Below are 18,716 nucleotides of genomic sequence, written 5' to 3' on the forward strand. Positions count from 1 at the left end.
CCGAGACTTGAACCGTCAACAACGAGGAGGGTGATGGAACCGGACTGGCTCGACGCCGAGGAGCAGGCCGCGTGGCGGCGGCTGGCGGCGCTGCTCACCGTCCTGCCCGCCGCCCTCGACGCCCAGCTGCAGCGCGATGCCGGCCTGACCCACTTCGAGTACTGGGTGCTGTCGGCCCTGTCCGAGGCCCCCGACCGCACCCTGCGCATGAGCTGCCTGGCCGGGCTCGCCCACGGCTCCCTGTCGCGCCTGTCCCACGTCGCCCGCCGCCTCGAACGCCGGGGCTGGCTGACGCGGCGCCCCGACCCCGGGGACGGCCGCTTCACGCTCGCCACCCTCACCGACGCCGGGTGGGACCGGGTCGCCGCCGCCGCCCCGGGCCACGTGGGGGCCGTGCGGCGCGCGGTGTTTGACGCGCTCACCCCCGAGCAGGTCCGGGCGCTGCGCGAGATCGGCGACAGCGTCCTGCGCTCGGCCGAAGCCGAGCGCACCCGGTAGGAGGGCGGTACGTTCGAGGGGTGGGAGCACCGACAGGTCGCGCACTGAAGACGATCAGCTACAACCTCCACGAGGGACGCGCGACGCTCGAGCTCGCCGACCTCGCGCAGGTGCACGACGTCGACGCGCTGTGCCTGCAGGAGTGCGACACCCTGCGCCTGCCCGAGACCGTCGGCCCCCTCGTCCTGGCCGGTGCCACCCAGCGCAACCGGCTCGGCCTGGCCCTGTACTACCGCCCCGACCGGCTGCACCTGCACGGCCACGAGCTGCGTCCGCTGCGCCGGTCCATGCACGACCGCTTCCTGGCCCCCGCCCACGAACGGCTCCTCGCCGTCCGGTTCGAGGACCTGGAGGACGACGGGGCGCTGCTGACCCTGGCCTCCATCCACACCGCCCCGCTGTCGGCGACGAACGCCATGCGCCGCCACCAGATCACCGAGGCCCTCGGCGCCATCCGCGCCGCCGCCCACGGGTCCGCGGCCCTCGTCGTCGGGGACTTCAACTACCCGTGGTTCGCCAGCTCCCTGGCCCGGCGCCTGGCCGAGCAGGGTTTCGAGGTCTCCCACAGCGACCTGCCCACCTACGTGCGCAAGCGGTTCCGGGGGCACTTCGACTTCGCCATCTCCGAGGGCATGCACATCGAGAAGGTGAAGACGCTGCAGCAGGCCGGGTCCGACCACCTGCCCGTGCTCGTCGAGGCCCGCGTGAAGGCCCCCGTCCCGGCCTGAGCCCGAGGCCGCCCGCTCCCCGACCCGGCGCGTGCGCCAGCCTGACCCCGTGCCCACCCTGCGTGCCCTGGAGCTCCTCGTCGCGGTGCTCGACCACGGTTCCCTCGCCGAAGCCGCGCGGCGGCTGCACACCACCCCGTCGGCGATCTCCCACCAGCTCGCCGCCCTCGAGCGCGAGCTGCGCACCCCGCTCCTGCACCGCCTCCCGCGCGGGGTGCAGGCCACCGCGGCCGGCCGCGCGGTCGAGGCCGACGCCCGGCGCGCCGTCGAGGCCGCCGCCGCGGTGACCCGCCTGGGCCGGGCCGTGGCCGCCGGGAGCGCGGGACGGGTGCGGGTCGCCTGCGGAGAGACCCTCACCGCCCCGCTCGTCGCCCCCGTCCTGACCCGCTGGCGGCGCGAGCACCCCGACGTGGTCGTCGAACTCGCCGAGTTCGTCAGCGCCGACACCCTCGCCGCCCACCTCGAGGCCGGTCGCGCCGACCTCGGGGTGATTCCCCGGCCCGGGAGCTGGACCGGGGAGGTGCACCTCGTCGGCCGCGAGGAGGTCGTCGCGGTCGTCCCCCCGGGCCACCCCCTGGCCGGGGCCACGACGACGACGGTGGCCGACGTCGCGGCCCACCCCGTCGTCGGGCTCACCCCCGGCAACGGCCTGGACCGCTGGCTGACCGGGCTGGCCGCCGACGCCGGGACCGTCTTCGACGTCGTGGTCCGGACCCGCAACGCCTCGACCGCCGCGCACCTGGCCCGCGCCGGGGCCGGGGTCGCCGTCGTGCCGGTCAGTGCGCTCGGCGGCGACCCCACGGGCGTCGTCCGGTTCACCCCGCCGCTGGGGCGCGACGTCGTCGTGCTGCTGCCCGCCGGCGGCGGTGACGCCCTCGCCGGGCGGTTCCTCGCCGACCTGCTCGCCGGGGGCGCGCCGGCACTGGCGTGAGGAATCCTCACCCCGGCGGCCGGGAAACCTCACGGCAGGACGGGACGCGCACCCGCCGCGGCCACGTTGGGACGACCGTGACCACCTTCGCAGGACCCACCGCAGGACCCACCGCCGAACCCACCGCAGAACTCACCGGGCAGACCGTCCTGGTCGTCGGGACGGGCGGGATCGCCGGGGCCACGGCCCGCCTCGCCCGGGCCGCCGGCGCCGACGTCGTGCTCGCCGGCCGCGACCCCGGGCGCACCGCAGCCGCCGCCGACGCCGCCAGGGCCCGCCCCGAGAGCGTCGACCTGTCCGACGAGCGGTCCCTCACGGCGCTCGCCGCACGGCTCGGGCACGTCGACCACGTCGTGAACCTCGCCGCCGCGCCCGCGAACGGGCCGCTGCGCGACCTGGACCGCGCCGCGCTCGTGCGCGCCTTCGACGTCAAGGTGTTCGGCCCCGCGCTGCTGGCCGGGCGCCTGGACATCGGCCGGTCCCTGACGCTGTTCTCGGGGTTCATCGCCTGGCGGCCGGCCGCCGAACGCGTCGCGATGGCCACCGCGAACGGCGCCACGGCGTTCCTCGCCCAGGCGCTGGCCGTGGAACTGGCGCCCGTTCGCGTCAACGCGATCTCCCCCGGGATCGTCGACTCCGGTTCCTGGGACGGGCTCGGCACCGCCAAGGAGGGTTTCCTGGCCGCCACCGCGCAGGCGAACCCGGCGCGGCGCACCGGGACCGTCACCGACCTGGCGCAGGCCACCCTGTTCGCCATGACCAACCCGTTCCTCACCGCCACGACGCTGCACGTCGACGGCGGCGGCCGGTTCGCCTGACCACCCCACCCGAAGAAACCAACCAGAGAAACCACTCGAAGAAAACCCGCAGGAGGAAACCCGTGAACACCGTCCCCGCCGTCGCCGCCCTCGACGGCCTGCCCGTCAGCGACCCGGAATCCCTGGTGGACGTCACCGTCCCCGTCCCCGGACTGCGTCCGCACGACCTGCTCGTCGACGTCCGCGCCGTCTCCGTCAACCCCGTCGACGTCAAGGTCCGCGCCGGGCTGGAGAAGCAGTCCACCCCCAAGGTCCTCGGCTGGGACGCCGCCGGCGTCGTGCAGGCCGTCGGCGAGGCCGTGGAGGGTTTCGCCGTCGGCGACGAGGTCTGGTACGCCGGTGACCTGACCCGGCCCGGGTCGAACGCGCACCTGCACGCCGTCGACGCGCGCATCGCCTCGCGCAAACCCACCACCCTGACCTTCGCCGAGGCCGCGGCGATGCCGCTGACCACCATCACCGCGTGGGAGGCCCTCTTCGACCGGTTGCAGCTGAACACCGACTCCACCGGGACCCTCCTCGTCCTGGCCGGGGCCGGGGGTGTCGGGTCGGTGATGGTCCAGCTGGCCAAGCAGCTCACCGGGCTCACCGTGCTGGGCAGCGCCGGGAAACCCGAGTCCGAGCGGTGGGTCCGCGACCTCGGTGCCGACGGCGTCGTGGACCACCGCGACCTCGTCGCCTCCGTCCACACCGTGGCCCCCGACGGCGTCGAGCACCTGTTCACCCCCAACACCCAGGGCCAGGTCGAGGCGTTCGCCCAGGTCGTGCAGCCCTTCGGGCAGGTCGTCGGGATCGACGACCCCGACGGGCTGGACCTGACGCCCTTGAAGGCCAAGAGCATCGCCTGGCACTGGGAGTTCATGTTCACCCGGTCGATGTTCTCCACCCCCGACCTGGCCGAGCAGGGCGAACTGCTGCGCCGCACCGCCGACCTCGTCGACGCCGGGCGGATCCGCACGACGCTCACCACGACGATCGAGGACTTCTCGGCCGCCGGGCTGCGCGAGGCGCACCGCCTGGTCGAGACCGGCCGCACCGTCGGCAAGGTCGTCGTGACGCGCTGAACCCCGAACCCCCGAAACTCCCCGAAACCCCCAGGAGGACTCCCGTGAGCACCACCGTCGTCGCCGACATCACCCCTCTGCCCGGCCACGAGGACGAAGTCGGGCACGTCCTGCGCGCCGCCGTCGTCCGCGTCCGTCACGAGGACGCCGGCTGCGAGCGCTACGAGCTCAACGTCGACCCCCGCGACGGTTCCTACGTCATGGTCGAGCGGTGGGCCGACCGCGCCGCGCTCGACGCGCACGCCGCCGGGCCGGCCTTCGCAGACCTGTCCGCGGCGCTGGAGGGACTGCTCGCCCGCCCCATCGCGGTGCGCGCGCTCACGCCGGTGGGGTGAACGGACCACGGTGGCGCCCCCGGTGGAGACGACGACGGGGGCGCTTCCGTCGGCCCTCACCGCACGGCTGCCGCCTCAGCCCGCGCACCAGGTGTGCCGGCCCACGGGTCGGCCAGATCATCGCGGTGTTCCACCCGGCCGGGACTGCCCCGCCGCGACGCAACAGCCACCAGCCGGCGTACGGCGCCGGCCCCGTGAGCTACGGGGTCGGTGGAACTGCGCTCAGCGTTCGCCGGGAACCCGCCGTCGTGTTGCGGTGTGGGCGGCAACTGGTTCCTGCGATGCCTCCAGCCCACCCGCGAGACCCCACGCCCAAGATCGACCGGCCGCGAGCGCTGCTCCAACACCCCGACCAGTCCTTCGGGCACGACGGCCACGGCCACCTGCACCTGAACCCGCGCGGAGGATCCGCCGGTTCGGGCACCGTCCGTCGTCGCGGGGTCTGCGCCTGGACACGAACTCCTGGCCGACGGTCGCCGAGAACCCACCGGACCAGGTCCTCTGGACGTCTACCGGTCAGGTCAGCGACGCCAGCATCGCCAGAGCCTCGGCGGACGGCGTACCCGGCTCAGCGTGGTACACCACGACCACGAGTGAGGTGGTGCCCAGGACGGCGAACTTCTCCCGGTGCAGGATCAACTCCCCCACGACGGGGTGGTTCACGACGCCGGTGGGAGACCCGACGGCCTTGACGTCGTGGCGGGCCCACAGCCGGCGGAAGCGCTCGCTCTTGAGCGACAACTCACCCACGAGGGCCTGGAACCGCGGGTCGTCCTGGTCGGCGCCGATGTCTGCGCGCAACTGCGCCACGACGCTGGCGGTGTTCTGCACCCAGTCCGGGTGGTAGCTGCGCGCCTGCGGGTCGGTGAACAGGGACACCATCCGGTTGGCGCCGATCACCAGAGCCGGCTCCAACGCGGTCGCGAGCCGGTTGACCGCCATCACGTCCCGGTAGCGGTCCATGACGAAGGCGGGCACGTTGACCGTCTCCAGCAGCATCCGCACCCCGTCGGGCACCCGCTCCGGACGGTGTGTGGTGGAACCGGCACGTCGGCGCGGGCGGGCGCGGGACAGCTCCAGGACGTGGGCCGTGCCCTCGTCGTCCAGCTGCAACGCCCGCGCCAAGGCGTCGACCACCTGCTCGGAGGGGTGCTGGTCGCGGCCCTGCTCCAGCCGCAGGTAGTACTCGTTGCTGATCCCGGCCAGCAGCGCCACCTCCTCGCGCCGCAGTCCCCGCACCCGGCGCCGGCTACCCGCGGGCAGCCCGACGTCCTCGGGCTGCACCAGCTCGCGGCGAGCGCGCAGGAAGTCGGCCAACGGCGTACGCGGTTCCACCGTCCCGACGCTACTCGCCACCGTGCGAGCCGTGGATGCTCAGCCTGTCCCCGCCACTACCAGTGTCCGCGGGGTCTTCTCCGGCCACGGGCACGACCCGAACATCGTGTGCAGCACCGGTTCCAAGCACTGCGAGTCCGGGCACACCAGCCACCGAGAGGTCGAACGACAATGGCTCAGCGCACCTGGTTCATCACCGGTTCCAGCAGCGGCTTCGGCCGCCTGATGACCGAGCAGCTCCTGCAGCAGGGCGACCGCGTGGCGGCCACCGCCCGCGACACCTCCTCCCTGACCGACCTGAGCGAGATCCACGGCGACCGTCTCTGGACCGCCCAGCTCGACGTCACCGACACCGCCCGGATCCGCGAGGTCGTCGCGGAGGCGTTCGCCGAGCTCGGCACGATCGACGTCGTCGTCAACAACGCCGGCTACGGCCTGTTCGGCGCGGCCGAGGAGCTGACCGACGAACTCATCGAGCACCAGCTGGCGACCAACCTCGTCGGCCCCATCCAGGTCCTGCGGGCCGCGGTGCCCCACCTGCGGGCCCAGGGCGGGGGGCGCGTCATCCAGCTGTCCACCTACGGTGGGCTGGCCACCAACCCCGGCGCCTCGCTGTACCACGCCAGCAAGTGGGGCGTGGAGGGCTTCATGGAGGCCAACGCCAAGGACCTGGCCCCGTTCGGGATCGGCATCACCATCGTCGAACCCGGTAGCGCCGCCACCGGTTTCCGCACGGGTGGCTCGCGCCTGCCGCAGCCGCTGGCCGCCTACGACGGCACGCCGGCGGCGATGAGCCGCGGCATCCAGAACCCGGCGCTGCCCTCGGTCAGCGACCCGGCCAAGGTCGCCGCGGCGATCATCGCGACCGTCGACCAGACCCCGGCCCCGCTGCGTCTGGTGACCGGCAGCGACTCCTTCAGGATCATCCGCGACGCGCTGCGCGAGCGCCTGGCCGACGTCGAAGCCCAGGAAGCCAGCGCCGCCGCCACCGATCTGGCTGCGACCACCACCAGCGGGGTGTGAGGTGGAGGTGTCCACCGCGACGCCGGTCGGCGAGCCGGTCGGTGGCGCGGCCGACGGTTGCCGTGGCAGTGGGTCGAGACGGGGGGCTGCCGTGGTCACCGGCGGCACCCGGGGCATCGGGTCGGCCGTCGCCCGGCACCTGGCCGGGGACGGCTGACCGGTGGCTGTGCTGGGACGCGCTCATGGCGGGCGACCTCGAGGCCGCCTGGTGGTGCACCAGGGTTGTCACGGACGGGATGCTCGGCCTGACCCGCTCCACGGCCCTGGAGCTGGCCGCGGACGCCATCCGCGTCAACGCCGTCTGCCCCGGCTACGTCCGGCCCCCCCGTGGTCGCCCCGTACCGGGCGATGCCCGATCCCGAGGCGGCTTGGCGGCACCTGAAGCAGATCTACCCCTCGGTCGGTTCGGAGAGCCGGAGGAGATCGCTGCTGTCGTGGCCTTCCTCGTCTCCGACGGGGCCGCCCACGTCACCGGAGCCACCCGGGACGTCGATGGAGGGCTCGGTGCCCGTTTCGGCACCTGACCCGTCACCTGGACCGCAGCGTCGGACCTGCTTCCTCGGCGAGCAACCGGTGGGGGGCCGTCGGCGGCGGAGCGCTTCCGCGCCGCGAGAACCCCTCGTTCACGCACCACCTGGCGATCCCGTCGCCAGTCCAGCGCTGGCCCGTCCTGGAGCACTGAGCAGCGCACCCGGCGGCCAGCGGTGAACTGCCCACGCCGAGCCGCCGGCGCTGGGGCGCGGAACAGCCTGCGTGTCCCGTTCTCGACGCGGCGCCCCCCGAGGACGGAGAACCCGGCTGCCGTCGACGATCGTGCGGCGGGACCGGTGCTCTCCGGGCGCTGCGGCACCCGGGCGGCGTCCGGTTCACCACGGCTCTCGGAAGTGCACGGAGCGACCGGCTGGCCGTCGTCGCCGCGTCACCTCCGCAGGAACTGCTTGGCCTCGGAGAGCGCCACGTCGAGAGCCTCGGCGACCCCCTCGAAGTCATCCTGCTCGGCGCAACGGCGGAGCGCCAGTTCCCAGGCCGCCAGCACGATGGAACAGGGCAGTCGTACGGATGGATCGGTGGGTGTCAACCCCTGCCTGGAGGCGAGTGCTCCGGCCAGGTCGTCGATCCACTCGTCCATCTTCTGCAGGTGCCGCCGACGCAGCTCCGGGTTCTCGACGTTCAACTGCATGACGGTCCGCATCTGGGGGACGTCTCGCAACACCGCCTCGACAGCCACGTTCAGCGCGGCACGCAGGGCTTGCAGGGGCGTCTCACGAACGGGTCTGTCCAGCAGTCGGATCGCGGCATCTCGCCCCAGGTTCTCGACCGGCTGCAGGACAGCGTCTTCCTTGGACGCGAAGTACCTGAAGAAGGTCCGTCCCGAGACCCCGACCGAAGCGGCGATCGCCTCCACCGTGGTGCCGGCGTACCCCACCTCCTGGAACATGCGCACGGCAGCGGCCGACAGCTCGCTGCGGATGGCGTCCTTCGTCCTCTCCCGCACACCCTTGGGTGCGGCCGGAGCAGCAGCTGGGTGTTCCACGACTCCAGCGTACCTTTCCGTCACCCGCTACCCGCGCGTCACCCTGTGACAGCTTCTGGCCGGCCAGCCGGCCGGACCGCGGCGCGGCAGACCCCCGGTTCTGACGGATCCACGCACGAGCACCTGACTGTCGCGCGGAGAACTCCTCACGCCGACGCGGAAGGCTTTCCCCACGGCCTACCAGCAGGTACATTCACTCGACGTCATCCTGTCATTGACTGACACAAAGTTAGCGACCGACGAAGCTGGAGCACCCTCATGACCGACAAGATCACCATCGGCGAGTTCACCGTCACCGTCCTGACCGACGGCGCCTCCCACCTCCCGCCGTCGGCGTACCCCGGAGCTGACTTCACGAAGTACCCCGACACCCTCGACGCCACGGGCACCCACGAGATCCGCCTGGGTGCCCACCTGGTGCAGGGTCCGCACGGGACGTTCCTCGTGGACGCCGGCGCCGGGGAGCTGTCCATGCCCTTCCCCCCTGAACTCGCCGCGGCCAACGGCCTGACCAACCCGCCACCCACCATGGCCAGCGCGGGGGCGCTTCCCGCCGCCCTCGCTGCGGAGGGGGTCGCACCCGAGGACATCACCGAAATCTTCACCACCCACCTGCACCTGGACCACATCGGGTGGATCGTGAAGGACGGGCGGCCGTTCTTCCCGAACGCCACCGTGCACTACGGCGCCGAGGACTGGGCGCTGCTCGTCGATGGAGCTCCGGCGGACGACCCTGCCCGCATCGTCATGGAATCCGCCCGGGAGGCGGGCATCCTGCGGACCTACGCCGCCGGGGAGAGTCAGCTCCTTCCCGGCGTCTCGGCCGTCCACGCACCTGGTCACACGCCCGGGCACGTCACCGTGACGCTGAGCTCGCAGGGCCAGAGGTTGTGGTTCGTGGGCGACCTGATCGAGCTGCCCGCCCAGCTGAACGACGAGAACATCCACTTCATGACGGACGTCGACCGGGACACCGCCGGCAGCGCCCGCCGCCGGATCTTCGAGCAGGCCAAGGAGGGCCGCGTCGTGATCGCGGCATCGCACTTGAGCGATCCCTCCTTCGCCCTCATCACCGAGGACGACACCTGGGTCGACGCGACCGCCCGCTGAGGCCCGACGGACCGGCGTCCACCTGACCCACCACCGGTCCACCCGGTCGACGACCTCCACCCCGACCCGGCCGAGCGGGACGGACTCCTGGGCCGCGCCGATCTACGCGCGGTCCCGGCGCAGGGCGAACCACACGACCTTGCCGCCGAGCGCCGCGTCGGGCAGCGGGCGGAACCCCCAGTCGTGCGCCGCGCCGCTGACCAGCTGCAGGCCGCGTCCGGACAGGGCGTCGTCGTCGTGCGCCAGGAGCTCGGGGAGACGGTCGTTCTCGTCCTCGACCTCCACGAGCAACCGGTCGGCGGTGCTGGCCACCCGGACGCGGATCTCGCTGCGGGCGTGGATGACGGCGTTCGCCACGAGTTCGCTCACGAGGAGCTCGGCGACGTCGACGTCGTCCGCCGGCCACCCGCCGGTCCCGGCGACGGAGCGGACGGCCCCCCGCGCGACCGGGGCCGACCGGGGTTCGGGCGAGAGCACCACGACCCGTGTCACCGTGTCGGAGTCCCCGGCCGGTTCCCGCGCCGGGGCCGGCTCGGGGGGGCCGGTGGACGCGGGGACCCGCAGCACCAGCAGCGTCCGGTCGTCGCGCGCGTCCCGCGTCCCGGCCGGCTCGGCCGGGTCCGGGTCCGGGTCGAGGAGGGTGCCGGCGAGCGCCGCGCACACCGTGGAGGCGTCCCCGACGTCGGCGACCCCGCCCAGCGTCTGGGCGAGGGACCCGATGCCGGTCATGACCTCGGTGTCGCGGCTCTCCACGACACCGTCGGTGACGAGCACCAGGACGCTGCCGACGGGGAGGCGGCGACGGTGCTCGGACCGGGCGGCGGGCCAGTCGACGCCCAGCAGCGGTTCCCCGCCGTCCTGCAGGACCTCGACGGTCCCGTCCGGGTGGCGCAGCACCGGCGGGGGGTGCCCGGCGTCGGCCCAGCGCACGTCCAGCGCGCCGTCGTCCGTGCGGGTCGCGGTCACCAGCACGGCCGTGGCGGTGATGCCCGGCTCCAGGGCGGCGACCGCGGCGTCCAGCCGGTCCAGCAGCGCGCCCGGCCCGTCGTCGCTGTCGTAGGCCAGCCCGCGCAGCAGCGTCCGCACCCTCGTCATGGCCGCCGCCGCGAGGGGGTCGTGCCCGGCGACGTCCCCCACGGCCACCACCACGTCACCGCGGGCCCGGACGAAGGTGTCGTAGAAGTCCCCGCCGATCTCGGCGCCGTCCGCGGCGGGCAGGTAGCAGGCCGCGAGGTCGAGACCGTCCACCGCGGGCAGGTCCGGCAGCACCCCGCGCTGCAGGGCCCGCGCCATCCGGCCCAGGAGGGCGGTGGCCCGCTGGTCCTGCCCGGCGACCAGGAGCCGCTGCACCGTGGGCGCGCAGTGCGCGGCGAAGACCTCCAGGACGGCCACCTCGGCCGCGGTGAACTCCGCCGGGTCGGTCCAGGAGACGGCGAGGCTGCCGACGACCTCGCCCTCGGTCCGCAGCGGCAGCAGCGCCCAGCGGGCCCGCTGGGTGACGTCGACGACCTCGGCCATCCGGGGGTGCACGCGGGCGGCCGCGTCGCGGTCCGGCACGAGGAAGGTGCGGCCCTCGCGGGCCGCGCGGCACGCGGGCAGCGGGCTGTCGGCGGGTTCGTAGAGGAACCGGGCGCGCAGTCCCGGCGTGAACGACGTGCTCAGCGCGAGCTGCCACCCGCCGTCGGCGGCGGGCGTGACGATGCCGCACCCGTCCGCGGACAACGCCGGCACCCCGAGGCGGACCAGGGAGCGGACCACGTCCTCCAGGGACAGGGCCAGGCTCAGGTCCAGCGCGAACCGCGCGACCGCCTCCCACGGGGAGTCGTCGACCGGGCGGGGACCGGAGGCCTCGGCGGAACCCTCGACGGACATGTCGGCCCCTGGTCGTCGACGCGGAGTGTGGGTGGCACTGGTGGCGCTGAGCAGCGGTGCGTGGCGCGGGCCCGGGTTCGACCCGTCGACCACTCCAGCACACCTGCTCCACCGGGACACCGGCTCCCGCCCGGCGGGACCCGGGGTCCGCCGGACCCACCGGCCGGGGTGCGGGCCCGACGTCGCCGGGTGAGGCTGGCCGGGTGCCTCTCCTGCTGCCCGCCCGGGTGCGGTCCGGGTTCCGGGCCAGGGTCTCCGGCGACCCCGGCGGTGCGCCGGACTGGGTCCGCGACATCGCCACCGTCGGGGACGGACCCGGCTGGTTCGAACCGGACGGGGTGGTCTGGCGCGTGCACGGCGACCTGTCGACGCTGGTCGGGGGCATCGCGGCGCTGCTGGGGCAGGCGACGCACCCGCTGGCCCTGGCGGGGGTGCAGCGCCACTCCTCCTACCGCACCGACCCCTGGAAGCGGCTGGCCGGCACGGCGCGCTGGCTCGTGGTGTCCACGTTCGGGTCGGCGGAGCTGGCGGAGCGCGAGGCCGCGCGCGTGCGGGGGATGCACGCGCGGGTCACCGGCCGCACCGACGACGGCCGGGCCTACGCCGCCTCGGACCCCGCGCTGCTGCGGTGGGTGCACCTGGCCTTCACCGATGCCTTCCTCGCCGCGAACGACGCGTGCGGGCACGACCTGACCCGCCGGTTCGGCCGCGGCTGGGGCGACGTCTACGTCCGCGACTGGGCCCGCAGCGCCCGCGCCCTGGGCGCGGACGACCTGCCGGCCGACCGGGCCGGGCTCGCCGAGGCGCTGCGGGCCGTGCGCCCGGTGCTGGCGCCGGTGCCCGCCGACCTGCGGGCGTTCATCGGCGGGCCGGCCGGGCTGAACCGGGTCGAGCGCGCCGTCTACGCGCGGCTGGCCACCGCCGGCGGGCTGGTCCTGTCCCCCGAACTGGCCGACCTGGCGGGGGTGCCGGGGCGCGGGGCGAGGGGTCCGCGCGAGGTCCGGGAGCTGCGCCGCGCGCGGTGGTCCCTGCGGGCGCTGCAGCTCTCGCTGGGCCCGTACAGCCCCTCGGAGCAGGCCGCCCGGTACCGCATCGGCTGGGCCCCGCGGCCGGAGTGGCTGGCGGCCCCGCCCGCCGCGTGAGGCCGCCGGACGCGCGGCGCGCACCCCCGCCCGGGCGTACGGTGCGCGGGTGCGCAACCACGGCGGCAGCGGTGACTACGTCGAGGGCGAGCGGGTGTTCGCCCCGCCGGCGGGGAGCCTGGACCCCGACTGGGTCGCGGGGCTGGTCCTGGACCGGATGGGCGTGAGCGCCGCCGTCCCGCGCCACGTCCTGGCCGCCGCCGCCCAGGCCGACGGGGACGCCCGGCGCCGGGGCGTGCCCGAGGGGGCCCGGCGGCAGGCGCTGACCGGGCTGCCGGCCGCCGTGGCCCGCGAGGTCGTGCGGGCGGTGGAGGACTTCGTCGCCGCCTACGGCGTGGACTGACCCCCGGACCCCGCCCTCAGCGGGCGAGCAGCGTCGTGAGGCGGGTGATCCGCCCGCCGGCGATCGTGGCGAGGTCGATCCCGCGGGCGAGAGGCTGCGCCCCGGGCACGCCGAACGTCCAGGTCAGCGCCGCCTGCTCCCCCGTCCCGTAGACCGGGGAGTCGGCCGCGAAGACGGCCTCGGCGGGGGCCCGGTCCAGGATGGCCCCGGCCCGCTCCAGGAGGGCCGGGACGCCGTGCGTCGTCTCCTCCTCGTCACCGAAGACGACGTCCTCGCCGAAGAGGCGTTCGGCCGCCGCCCGCCGGGCGGCGGGGTCGCGCTGGCCGAAGACGTCCAGCAGGTTGGCGCGCATCAGCGCCTCGGTCTCGATCCGGGTCTCGTCCACCCGTGTCCTCCGGTGCTCGCTCAGAACTGACTGGTCCCGCCGTCGACGTAGATCTCGGCTCCCGTCATGTAACTGCTCCCGGGCCCGGCGAGGAAGAGGACCGCGTCGGCGATCTCCTCGGGCCGTCCGAGGCGGCCCATCGGGACGCCCGCCGCCAGGCCGTCGAGCAGCTGCTCCGCACCCGCGGCGTCGGGGGCCAGGCCGGACAGGCCCGGCGTGCCGATCGGGCCGGGGGCCACGCTGTTGACGCGCACCCCGCGGCCGGCGAGCTCGGCGGCCCAGGACCGGGTGAAGGAGCGCAGCGCGGCCTTGGTGGCGGCGTAGACGCTGAACGACGGGCTGGCCTTGACGTCGACGTTGGAGCCGGTCAGTACGACGGAGGCACCGGGGTTCAGCAGCGGCAGCGCCTTCTGGACGGTGAACAGGGTGCCGCCGACGTTCGTCGCGAACGTCGACTCGTAGTGCTCCCAGGTGATGTCGGCCAGCGCGGCGAACTCGCCGCCGCCGGCGTTGGCGACGACGACGTCGAGGCCGTGGCCGCGTTCGGCGACCACGGCGTAGAGGCGGTCGAGGTCGGCCAGGTCGGCCACGTCGGCGCGCACCCCGGTGGCCGAGCCCGGGCGGACGGCGCCGAGGGCGGCGACGGCCGCGTCGAGCGCCTCCTGCCGGCGGCCGGTGACGACGACGTGCGCGCCCTGCTCGACGAAGCGGTGCGCGACGGCCAGGCCGATGCCGGAGGTGCCCCCGGTGACCAGGGCCGTCTTGTCCTGCAGCTGTTCCACGATCTCTCCCCAGGTATGTGTACCGTTCGGTACTGATGTGGAACGTAGACCTCCGCACCGTCGCTGTCAAATCTGTACCGATCGGTTAGGATGTCGGCGTGGCAGCACGAGGACGACCCCGGGGGTTCGACGCCGACGCGGCCCTCGACCGCGCGGTCGAGGTGTTCTGGCGGCACGGGTACGAGGGCGCCTCCCTCAGCGACCTCACGGAGGCGATGGGCGTCAACCGCCCCAGCCTGTACGCCGCCTTCGGCGACAAGGAGCAGCTGTTCCACCGGGCCGTCGCCCGCTACGCCGAGGTCGACATGGCCTACGCCCGCGCCGCCCTGGCCGAACCCACGGCCGCCCGGGTCGTCGCCGCCTTCCTGCGCGCCAACGTCGAGGCCCTCACCCGACCCGACCGGCCCGCGGGCTGCCTGTCGATCCAGGGCGGCCTCGCGTGCGGCCGCGACAACGGGCAGGTCGCCGAGTTCCTCGCCGCCAGCCGCCTCGCCGGCGAGGCCACCTTCGCCGACCGGTTCGCCACCGCCGTCGCCGACGGCGACCTGCCCGCCGGCACCGACCCCGCCACCCTCGCCCGGTTCGTCATGGCCGTCAGCGAGGGCCACGCCGTCCACGCCGCCGCCGGCGTCGGGCGCGCCGACCTGCTGGCCTCCGTGGAGTTCGCGCTGCGCGCGGTCCCCGGCGCGGGCTGAGCGGCCGCCCGGTCAGGCCCCGCTGCCGCCGAGCACCTGCGCGGAGACGCGGTCGATCAGGCTCTCCAGCGACTCCTCGAACTCCTGCAGCGCCCGGTCCTCACCGAGCAGGCGCGCCAGGCGCCGGACGGTGGGCGCCTCGTCCAGCCCCCCGGCGGGCTCCTCCTCGTCGACGAGGTCCAGCGGCCCGACGGCCCCTCCCCGCTGGGCGACCTCCAGCAGCAGGTTGCCCAGCAGGAAGCTCGTGAACGCGCGGTAGGTGGCAGCCGCCTGCTCGTCGGAGAACCCCTGGTGCACCAGGCCCGCCAGGAACGTCTCGACCCACTCCGTGCTGCGCAGCGGCGGACGCAGCCACGGGGCCTCCGGGGGCGTCGAGGCGACCAGCGGGAAGGCCTTCGGGTGGGCGATCGCCACCCGCCGCACCCCGTGGGCCATGCGCTGCAGGAAGTCCTGCCACCCGTGGTCGGGGGAGCGCAGCACCTCGGGGTCCTGACCGAGCTCGTCGACCATGACCCCGACGACCCCGTCCAGCAGGTCCTCCCGGCCGGGGACGTAGCGGTAGAGGGACATCGCCTCGACCCCCAGCCGCGCCCCGAGCCGGCGCATCGTCAAGGCCCCGAGACCCTCCTCGTCGATGGCCCGCAACCCGGCGGCGAGGATGCGTTCGCGGTTCAGCGACACCCGTTCGGAGGGGGGCTCCGCACCCTCGACGAGGAGCTCGTCGACGTCGGGCAGGTGGGCGGGGTCGGGCTCGCCGGGTGGCGGCGGTCCCCCGGCACCGTCGTCGGAGGTCCCCTGCACGCACCGATCCTGGCACCGCCGGTCCGGACCCGCCCGCCCGCAGGGCTGGCGCTGGAGGAACTTACGCTGTAAGTCTGTCCCGTGCCCGGTCCACCAGGTCGGGTCCACGCACGGCGCACCTCGGGAGGACCGGTCCATGTCGGAGACCAGCGGCGGTGGGACGACGGTCGACGGGGCGACGAGGACCACGACGGGAACCACGGCGAGGACCACGACGATGTCCGACGACGTCGTCGCCGTCATCGCCGGCATCGCCGCGCGCGGGGTGCCCGGCGTCGTCGCCCTCAGCGAGGAGACCGGTGCGCCCGACGCGCCGCACCCGTGGGTCCCCGGCACCTCCAGCGGCACCGCGCCGGGCGTGGTGGCCGCGGTCGGTGAGCGGGAGGCCGTGATCGACCTGCGGCTGGTCGCGGAGCACGGGACCGACCTCGTCGACGTCGCCGCCCGGGTGCGCCGGGAGGTCGTCTCCTCCGTCCTGCGGATGACGGAGCTGCGGGTGACCGAGGTCAACGTCACCGTCGCGGACCTGCACCTGCCCGCCCGCGGTGCCGGCCGGCCGGGACGGGTCCGCTGACCGGCCGCCGCGAGGGGCCGGGCGAGGGCGGTCCCGGCGCGAGCACGACCGTCGTCCTGCGCGGCGAGGTCGACGCCGAGTGCGCGGAACACCTCACGGCGCTGGCCGAGGACGCCCTCGCCGCGGGACGCCCCGTCGTCCTGGACGTCGCCGGGGTGACGTTCATGGACTCCACCGGCGCCGCGTTCGTGGCGACCCTGGCCCGGGGACTGGGGGCCGGGCGGGTCAGCGTGCTGCGGCCGTCGGACCAGGTGAGGTTCCTGCTCGCGGTGACCAGGCTCGACACGGTGGTCCACGTCGTCACCGACCCCGCCGGCCGGCGGTCACCGGGCTGAACCGGGAACCCCGCGCCGCCCCCGCGCCGCCGCCTCGACGGCGCCCGGACCCGCGGAGCAGACTGCGCCGGTGACGGACGGACCGGAGTTCGAGTGCGACCTCGTCCTCAAGGGCGGGGTGACGTCGGGGTTGGTGTACCCCTCGGCCGTCGTGCGGATCGCCCGCACGCACCGGTTCCGCTCGATCGGCGGTTCCTCGGCGGGTGCGCTGGCCGCGGTGCTCGCGGCGGCCGCCGAACTCGGACGGGGTTCGGGGGGTTTCGAGCGGCTCGCCGAGGTGCCGGCGCAGATGGCCGCCGTGAGCGGCGGGCGCAGCGGTCTGCTCGCGCTGTTCCGGCCGCAGCCGGGAACCCGGGAGCTGCTGGACCTGGCGCTGCTGCTGCGCGGGGCCGGGCGGGTCCGCACGCTGCTCGGGCACGTCGGGGCGCGCGGGGCGCGGACCCGGGGTTTCGCCGTCGCCGCCGTCGCCGCGCTCGCCGTCCTGGCCGGGGTGCTCGCGCTGGTGGCCGGCGCCGACACCCGCGCGGCCGTCGCGGCGGGGGTGAGTTCGCTCCTCCTCGCGCTCGTGGTGGTGGCCGGCGCGGCGCTGGGGTTCGGGGCGCGGGCGGTCCTCGGGTCGGCGCCGGGGCGGCTGGACGACAACCTCTTCGGGCTGTGCACGGGGCTCGGGGGGACCCCGCAGGAGCCGGCTCTCGGGGAGTACCTGCACACGACGGTCCAGCACCTCGCCGGCCGCGAGCAGCCCGTGACCTACGGGGACCTCGCGACCGCCGGGATCCGGCTCGTGACGACGACGACGAACGTCTCGCAGGGCGAGTCCTCGCACTTCCCGCTGACGCGCGGGGTGTGGGCCTACCGCCCCGAGCAGTGGCGGCGGCTGCTGCCCCCGGAGGTGATGGAGTTCCTCGCCTCCCGGCCCCCCGCGGCCGACGTCGCCCCGGAGCACCGGGCGACGGCGGCCGCGGCCGGGCTCGTCCTGCTGCCCGCGGCGGAGGACCTGCCGATCTGGCTGGGCGCGCGGATCAGCCTGTCGTTCCCCGTCCTGCTGTCGGCGGTGCCGTTGTGGACGTGGGCCCCCACGGGTTCGGACCCCCAGGGGCCGGCGCGGTGGGTCGAGTGCTGGTTCAGCGACGGCGGGATCACGTCGAACCTGCCCGTGCACCTGTTCGACTCCCCGCTGCCGAGCCGGCCCACGTACGCCGTGAACCTCGTCGGGGGTGCGGACCCCGCCAGCCCCGTCGCGCAGCGCGTGTTCCGGCCGGTCGCCTCCAGCGCGGCCACGACGCCGCCGGTGGCGGCGGTGGGCACCGTCCGGCAGTTCCTGGCCGGCGTCTACGACACGATGCACAACTGGGCCGACGAGTCCCAGGCGCGCGTCCCCGGGGTGCGCGAACGCATCTGCACCGTGCGGCTCGCCGACGACCAGGGCGGCCTGAACCTCGACATGGGACCGGAGCGGATCGCGGCGCTCGTGCGGCTCGGCGAGGCCGCGGGCGCCGAGCTCGCGGGGTTGCGCGAACGGTCCGGCCCGGACCCCGCGTCGGTGGTGGGCGACGAGTGGAACCGCCACCGGTACCTGCGGTTGCGCTGCCTCGTCGCCGGGACCGGGCTGCTGCTCGACGACGTCCGCCCGCGCTGGCGCACCGACTACCCGGAACTGGCGCGGGTGGCCGCGACGGAGGACCCGTTCCCGCAGTGGGGCCGCTGGGACGAGGAACGGACGGCGCGGTCGTCGGAACTGCTCGACGACCTGCTGGCGCGCGACGTCACGGCCTGGACGCAGCAGCCGCCGCCGGCGTCGCGGTTGACGCGCCGGACCCTGCACGACGACCTCGGCGGGGACGTTCAGGCCGGCGCCGAGAGCAGTTCCAGCAACCGGTCGACGAACACCGCCTGACCCTTCACGAGCTTCGTGCGGGCCTCGTCCGGGCTCAGCCACGCGACGCGGTCGATCTCGGGGAACTCCCGCAGCGTCCCCGACCGGGGCGGCCACTGCATCGTGAAGGTGCCCGGGACGACCGCCGCCGGGTCGAGGTCGGCCTCGCCCGCCCAGATCGTCACCAGCTTGCCGTTGGACCGCTGCACCGCCTCGCCGAGCCCGACGAGGTCGACGTCGGGGACGGGCAGACCGAGTTCCTCGGTGAACTCCCGCCGGGCCGCGGCGAGCGGTTCCTCGTCGGGGTCGAGCTCACCCTTGGGGATGGACCAGGCGTGCTCGTCCTTCGACGACCACAGCGGGCCGCCCATGTGACCGGCGAGGAGTTCCACCCCGTCCCCGGTCCGGCGGTACAGGAGAATCCCGGCGCTGCGCTTCGGCACGGCGCGATCCTGCCCCCGTTCACCGCCCGCCGCAGCCCGGACGCGAGACGTGACCCCTCTGACCCGATCGGGCGGTGGATCGGGCCCGGACG

Annotated in this window: 22 protein-coding genes; 15 read left to right on the top strand and 7 right to left on the bottom strand. The window is 74.9% G+C overall.

Going from position 1 to position 18,716, the window contains the following annotated elements:
- The first annotated feature begins 33 nt into the window (after nucleotides 1–33).
- The 6 genes from CLV37_RS19555 (at nucleotide 34) to CLV37_RS19580 (ending at nucleotide 4,374) form a co-directional block, all read left to right on the top strand.
- Nucleotides 34–498 (top strand): MarR family winged helix-turn-helix transcriptional regulator, encoded by a 465-nt coding sequence (locus CLV37_RS19555; protein WP_106213577.1) that lies wholly within the window; start codon nucleotides 34–36, stop codon nucleotides 496–498.
- 20 nt (nucleotides 499–518) lie between these two features.
- The gene (locus CLV37_RS19560) at nucleotides 519–1,226 is read left to right on the top strand and encodes an endonuclease/exonuclease/phosphatase family protein (protein ID WP_106213579.1); all 708 of its coding nucleotides are present in this window, start codon (nucleotides 519–521) and stop codon (nucleotides 1,224–1,226) included.
- Nucleotides 1,227–1,275: 49 nt separating this feature from the next.
- Entirely contained in the window at nucleotides 1,276–2,157 is an 882-nt protein-coding gene (locus CLV37_RS19565; protein ID WP_170127380.1) for a LysR family transcriptional regulator, read from the top strand.
- Between the two features lie 77 nt (nucleotides 2,158–2,234).
- Nucleotides 2,235–2,975: an SDR family oxidoreductase gene (locus CLV37_RS19570; protein WP_106213583.1), complete on the top strand. Its 741-nt coding sequence runs from the start codon at nucleotides 2,235–2,237 to the stop codon at nucleotides 2,973–2,975.
- 62 nt (nucleotides 2,976–3,037) lie between these two features.
- The gene (locus tag CLV37_RS19575; protein ID WP_106213585.1) at nucleotides 3,038–4,039 is read left to right on the top strand and encodes a zinc-binding alcohol dehydrogenase family protein; all 1,002 of its coding nucleotides are present in this window, start codon (nucleotides 3,038–3,040) and stop codon (nucleotides 4,037–4,039) included.
- 44 nt (nucleotides 4,040–4,083) lie between these two features.
- Nucleotides 4,084–4,374: a putative quinol monooxygenase gene (locus CLV37_RS19580; protein ID WP_170127381.1), complete on the top strand. Its 291-nt coding sequence runs from the start codon at nucleotides 4,084–4,086 to the stop codon at nucleotides 4,372–4,374.
- A gap of 516 nt (nucleotides 4,375–4,890) precedes the next feature.
- On the opposite strand, the gene CLV37_RS19585 is transcribed toward CLV37_RS19580, so the two are convergent.
- Entirely contained in the window at nucleotides 4,891–5,709 is an 819-nt protein-coding gene (locus tag CLV37_RS19585; protein WP_106213587.1) for a helix-turn-helix transcriptional regulator, read from the bottom strand.
- 171 nt (nucleotides 5,710–5,880) lie between these two features.
- On the opposite strand from CLV37_RS19585, the gene CLV37_RS19590 reads away from it, so the two are divergent.
- Nucleotides 5,881–6,732 (top strand): SDR family oxidoreductase, encoded by an 852-nt coding sequence (locus CLV37_RS19590; protein ID WP_106213589.1) that lies wholly within the window; start codon nucleotides 5,881–5,883, stop codon nucleotides 6,730–6,732.
- A gap of 236 nt (nucleotides 6,733–6,968) precedes the next feature.
- On the top strand, nucleotides 6,969–7,256 hold the full coding sequence (locus CLV37_RS29225) for an SDR family NAD(P)-dependent oxidoreductase (RefSeq protein WP_425433627.1): 288 nt from the start codon (nucleotides 6,969–6,971) through the stop codon (nucleotides 7,254–7,256).
- Nucleotides 7,257–7,651: 395 nt separating this feature from the next.
- Here the strand turns inward: CLV37_RS29225 and CLV37_RS19600 are convergent, their stop codons facing one another.
- Nucleotides 7,652–8,266, bottom strand: a complete 615-nt coding sequence (locus CLV37_RS19600) for a TetR/AcrR family transcriptional regulator (RefSeq protein WP_146149500.1) — start codon at nucleotides 8,264–8,266, stop codon at nucleotides 7,652–7,654.
- Nucleotides 8,267–8,524: 258 nt separating this feature from the next.
- Between CLV37_RS19600 and CLV37_RS19605 the strand changes: the two genes are divergently transcribed.
- Nucleotides 8,525–9,376, top strand: a complete 852-nt coding sequence (locus CLV37_RS19605; protein ID WP_106213593.1) for an MBL fold metallo-hydrolase — start codon at nucleotides 8,525–8,527, stop codon at nucleotides 9,374–9,376.
- Between the two features lie 102 nt (nucleotides 9,377–9,478).
- Here CLV37_RS19605 and CLV37_RS19610 read toward each other — a convergent pair whose 3' ends face one another.
- Nucleotides 9,479–11,248: an ATP-binding SpoIIE family protein phosphatase gene (locus CLV37_RS19610; protein ID WP_106213595.1), complete on the bottom strand. Its 1,770-nt coding sequence runs from the start codon at nucleotides 11,246–11,248 to the stop codon at nucleotides 9,479–9,481.
- Between the two features lie 203 nt (nucleotides 11,249–11,451).
- Here CLV37_RS19610 and CLV37_RS19615 point away from each other — a divergent pair, with 203 nt between their 5' ends.
- A complete protein-coding gene (locus CLV37_RS19615; protein WP_106213597.1) occupies nucleotides 11,452–12,390 on the top strand; it encodes an oxygenase MpaB family protein in 939 nt (312 codons plus the stop codon).
- A gap of 49 nt (nucleotides 12,391–12,439) precedes the next feature.
- Nucleotides 12,440–12,733, top strand: a complete 294-nt coding sequence (locus tag CLV37_RS19620) for a hypothetical protein (protein ID WP_106213599.1) — start codon at nucleotides 12,440–12,442, stop codon at nucleotides 12,731–12,733.
- A 16-nt stretch (nucleotides 12,734–12,749) separates the two neighbouring features.
- Here CLV37_RS19620 and CLV37_RS19625 read toward each other — a convergent pair whose 3' ends face one another.
- Together CLV37_RS19625 and CLV37_RS19630 are read right to left on the bottom strand one after the other, a co-directional pair.
- Entirely contained in the window at nucleotides 12,750–13,118 is a 369-nt protein-coding gene (locus tag CLV37_RS19625; RefSeq protein WP_245885495.1) for a nuclear transport factor 2 family protein, read from the bottom strand.
- A gap of 20 nt (nucleotides 13,119–13,138) precedes the next feature.
- Nucleotides 13,139–13,900 carry an SDR family NAD(P)-dependent oxidoreductase gene (locus CLV37_RS19630; protein ID WP_106213601.1) on the bottom strand — a complete coding sequence of 254 codons (762 nt, stop codon included), beginning with the start codon at nucleotides 13,898–13,900 and terminating at the stop codon, nucleotides 13,139–13,141.
- 98 nt (nucleotides 13,901–13,998) lie between these two features.
- On the opposite strand from CLV37_RS19630, the gene CLV37_RS19635 reads away from it, so the two are divergent.
- Nucleotides 13,999–14,595, top strand: coding sequence for a TetR/AcrR family transcriptional regulator (locus CLV37_RS19635; RefSeq protein WP_106213603.1), 597 nt, complete (start codon nucleotides 13,999–14,001; stop codon nucleotides 14,593–14,595).
- A gap of 12 nt (nucleotides 14,596–14,607) precedes the next feature.
- On the opposite strand, the gene CLV37_RS19640 is transcribed toward CLV37_RS19635, so the two are convergent.
- A complete protein-coding gene (locus tag CLV37_RS19640) occupies nucleotides 14,608–15,330 on the bottom strand; it encodes a TetR/AcrR family transcriptional regulator C-terminal domain-containing protein (protein WP_425433628.1) in 723 nt (240 codons plus the stop codon).
- Nucleotides 15,331–15,532: 202 nt separating this feature from the next.
- Between CLV37_RS19640 and CLV37_RS27760 the strand changes: the two genes are divergently transcribed.
- The 3 genes from CLV37_RS27760 (at nucleotide 15,533) to CLV37_RS19655 (ending at nucleotide 18,202) form a co-directional block, all read left to right on the top strand.
- Entirely contained in the window at nucleotides 15,533–15,970 is a 438-nt protein-coding gene (locus tag CLV37_RS27760; protein ID WP_211298794.1) for an Asp23/Gls24 family envelope stress response protein, read from the top strand.
- A 56-nt stretch (nucleotides 15,971–16,026) separates the two neighbouring features.
- Nucleotides 16,027–16,305 carry an STAS domain-containing protein gene (locus CLV37_RS19650; RefSeq protein WP_281260551.1) on the top strand — a complete coding sequence of 93 codons (279 nt, stop codon included), beginning with the start codon at nucleotides 16,027–16,029 and terminating at the stop codon, nucleotides 16,303–16,305.
- A gap of 70 nt (nucleotides 16,306–16,375) precedes the next feature.
- Nucleotides 16,376–18,202, top strand: coding sequence for a patatin-like phospholipase domain-containing protein (locus tag CLV37_RS19655; RefSeq protein ID WP_106213607.1), 1,827 nt, complete (start codon nucleotides 16,376–16,378; stop codon nucleotides 18,200–18,202).
- Here the strand turns inward: CLV37_RS19655 and CLV37_RS19660 are convergent.
- On the bottom strand, nucleotides 18,151–18,624 hold the full coding sequence (locus tag CLV37_RS19660; RefSeq protein ID WP_245885496.1) for an NUDIX hydrolase: 474 nt from the start codon (nucleotides 18,622–18,624) through the stop codon (nucleotides 18,151–18,153). The genes CLV37_RS19655 and CLV37_RS19660 overlap by 52 nt on opposite strands.
- Nucleotides 18,625–18,716 lie beyond the last annotated feature (92 nt).

Source organism: Kineococcus rhizosphaerae, assembly GCF_003002055.1.
Classification (GTDB): domain Bacteria; phylum Actinomycetota; class Actinomycetes; order Actinomycetales; family Kineococcaceae; genus Kineococcus; species Kineococcus rhizosphaerae.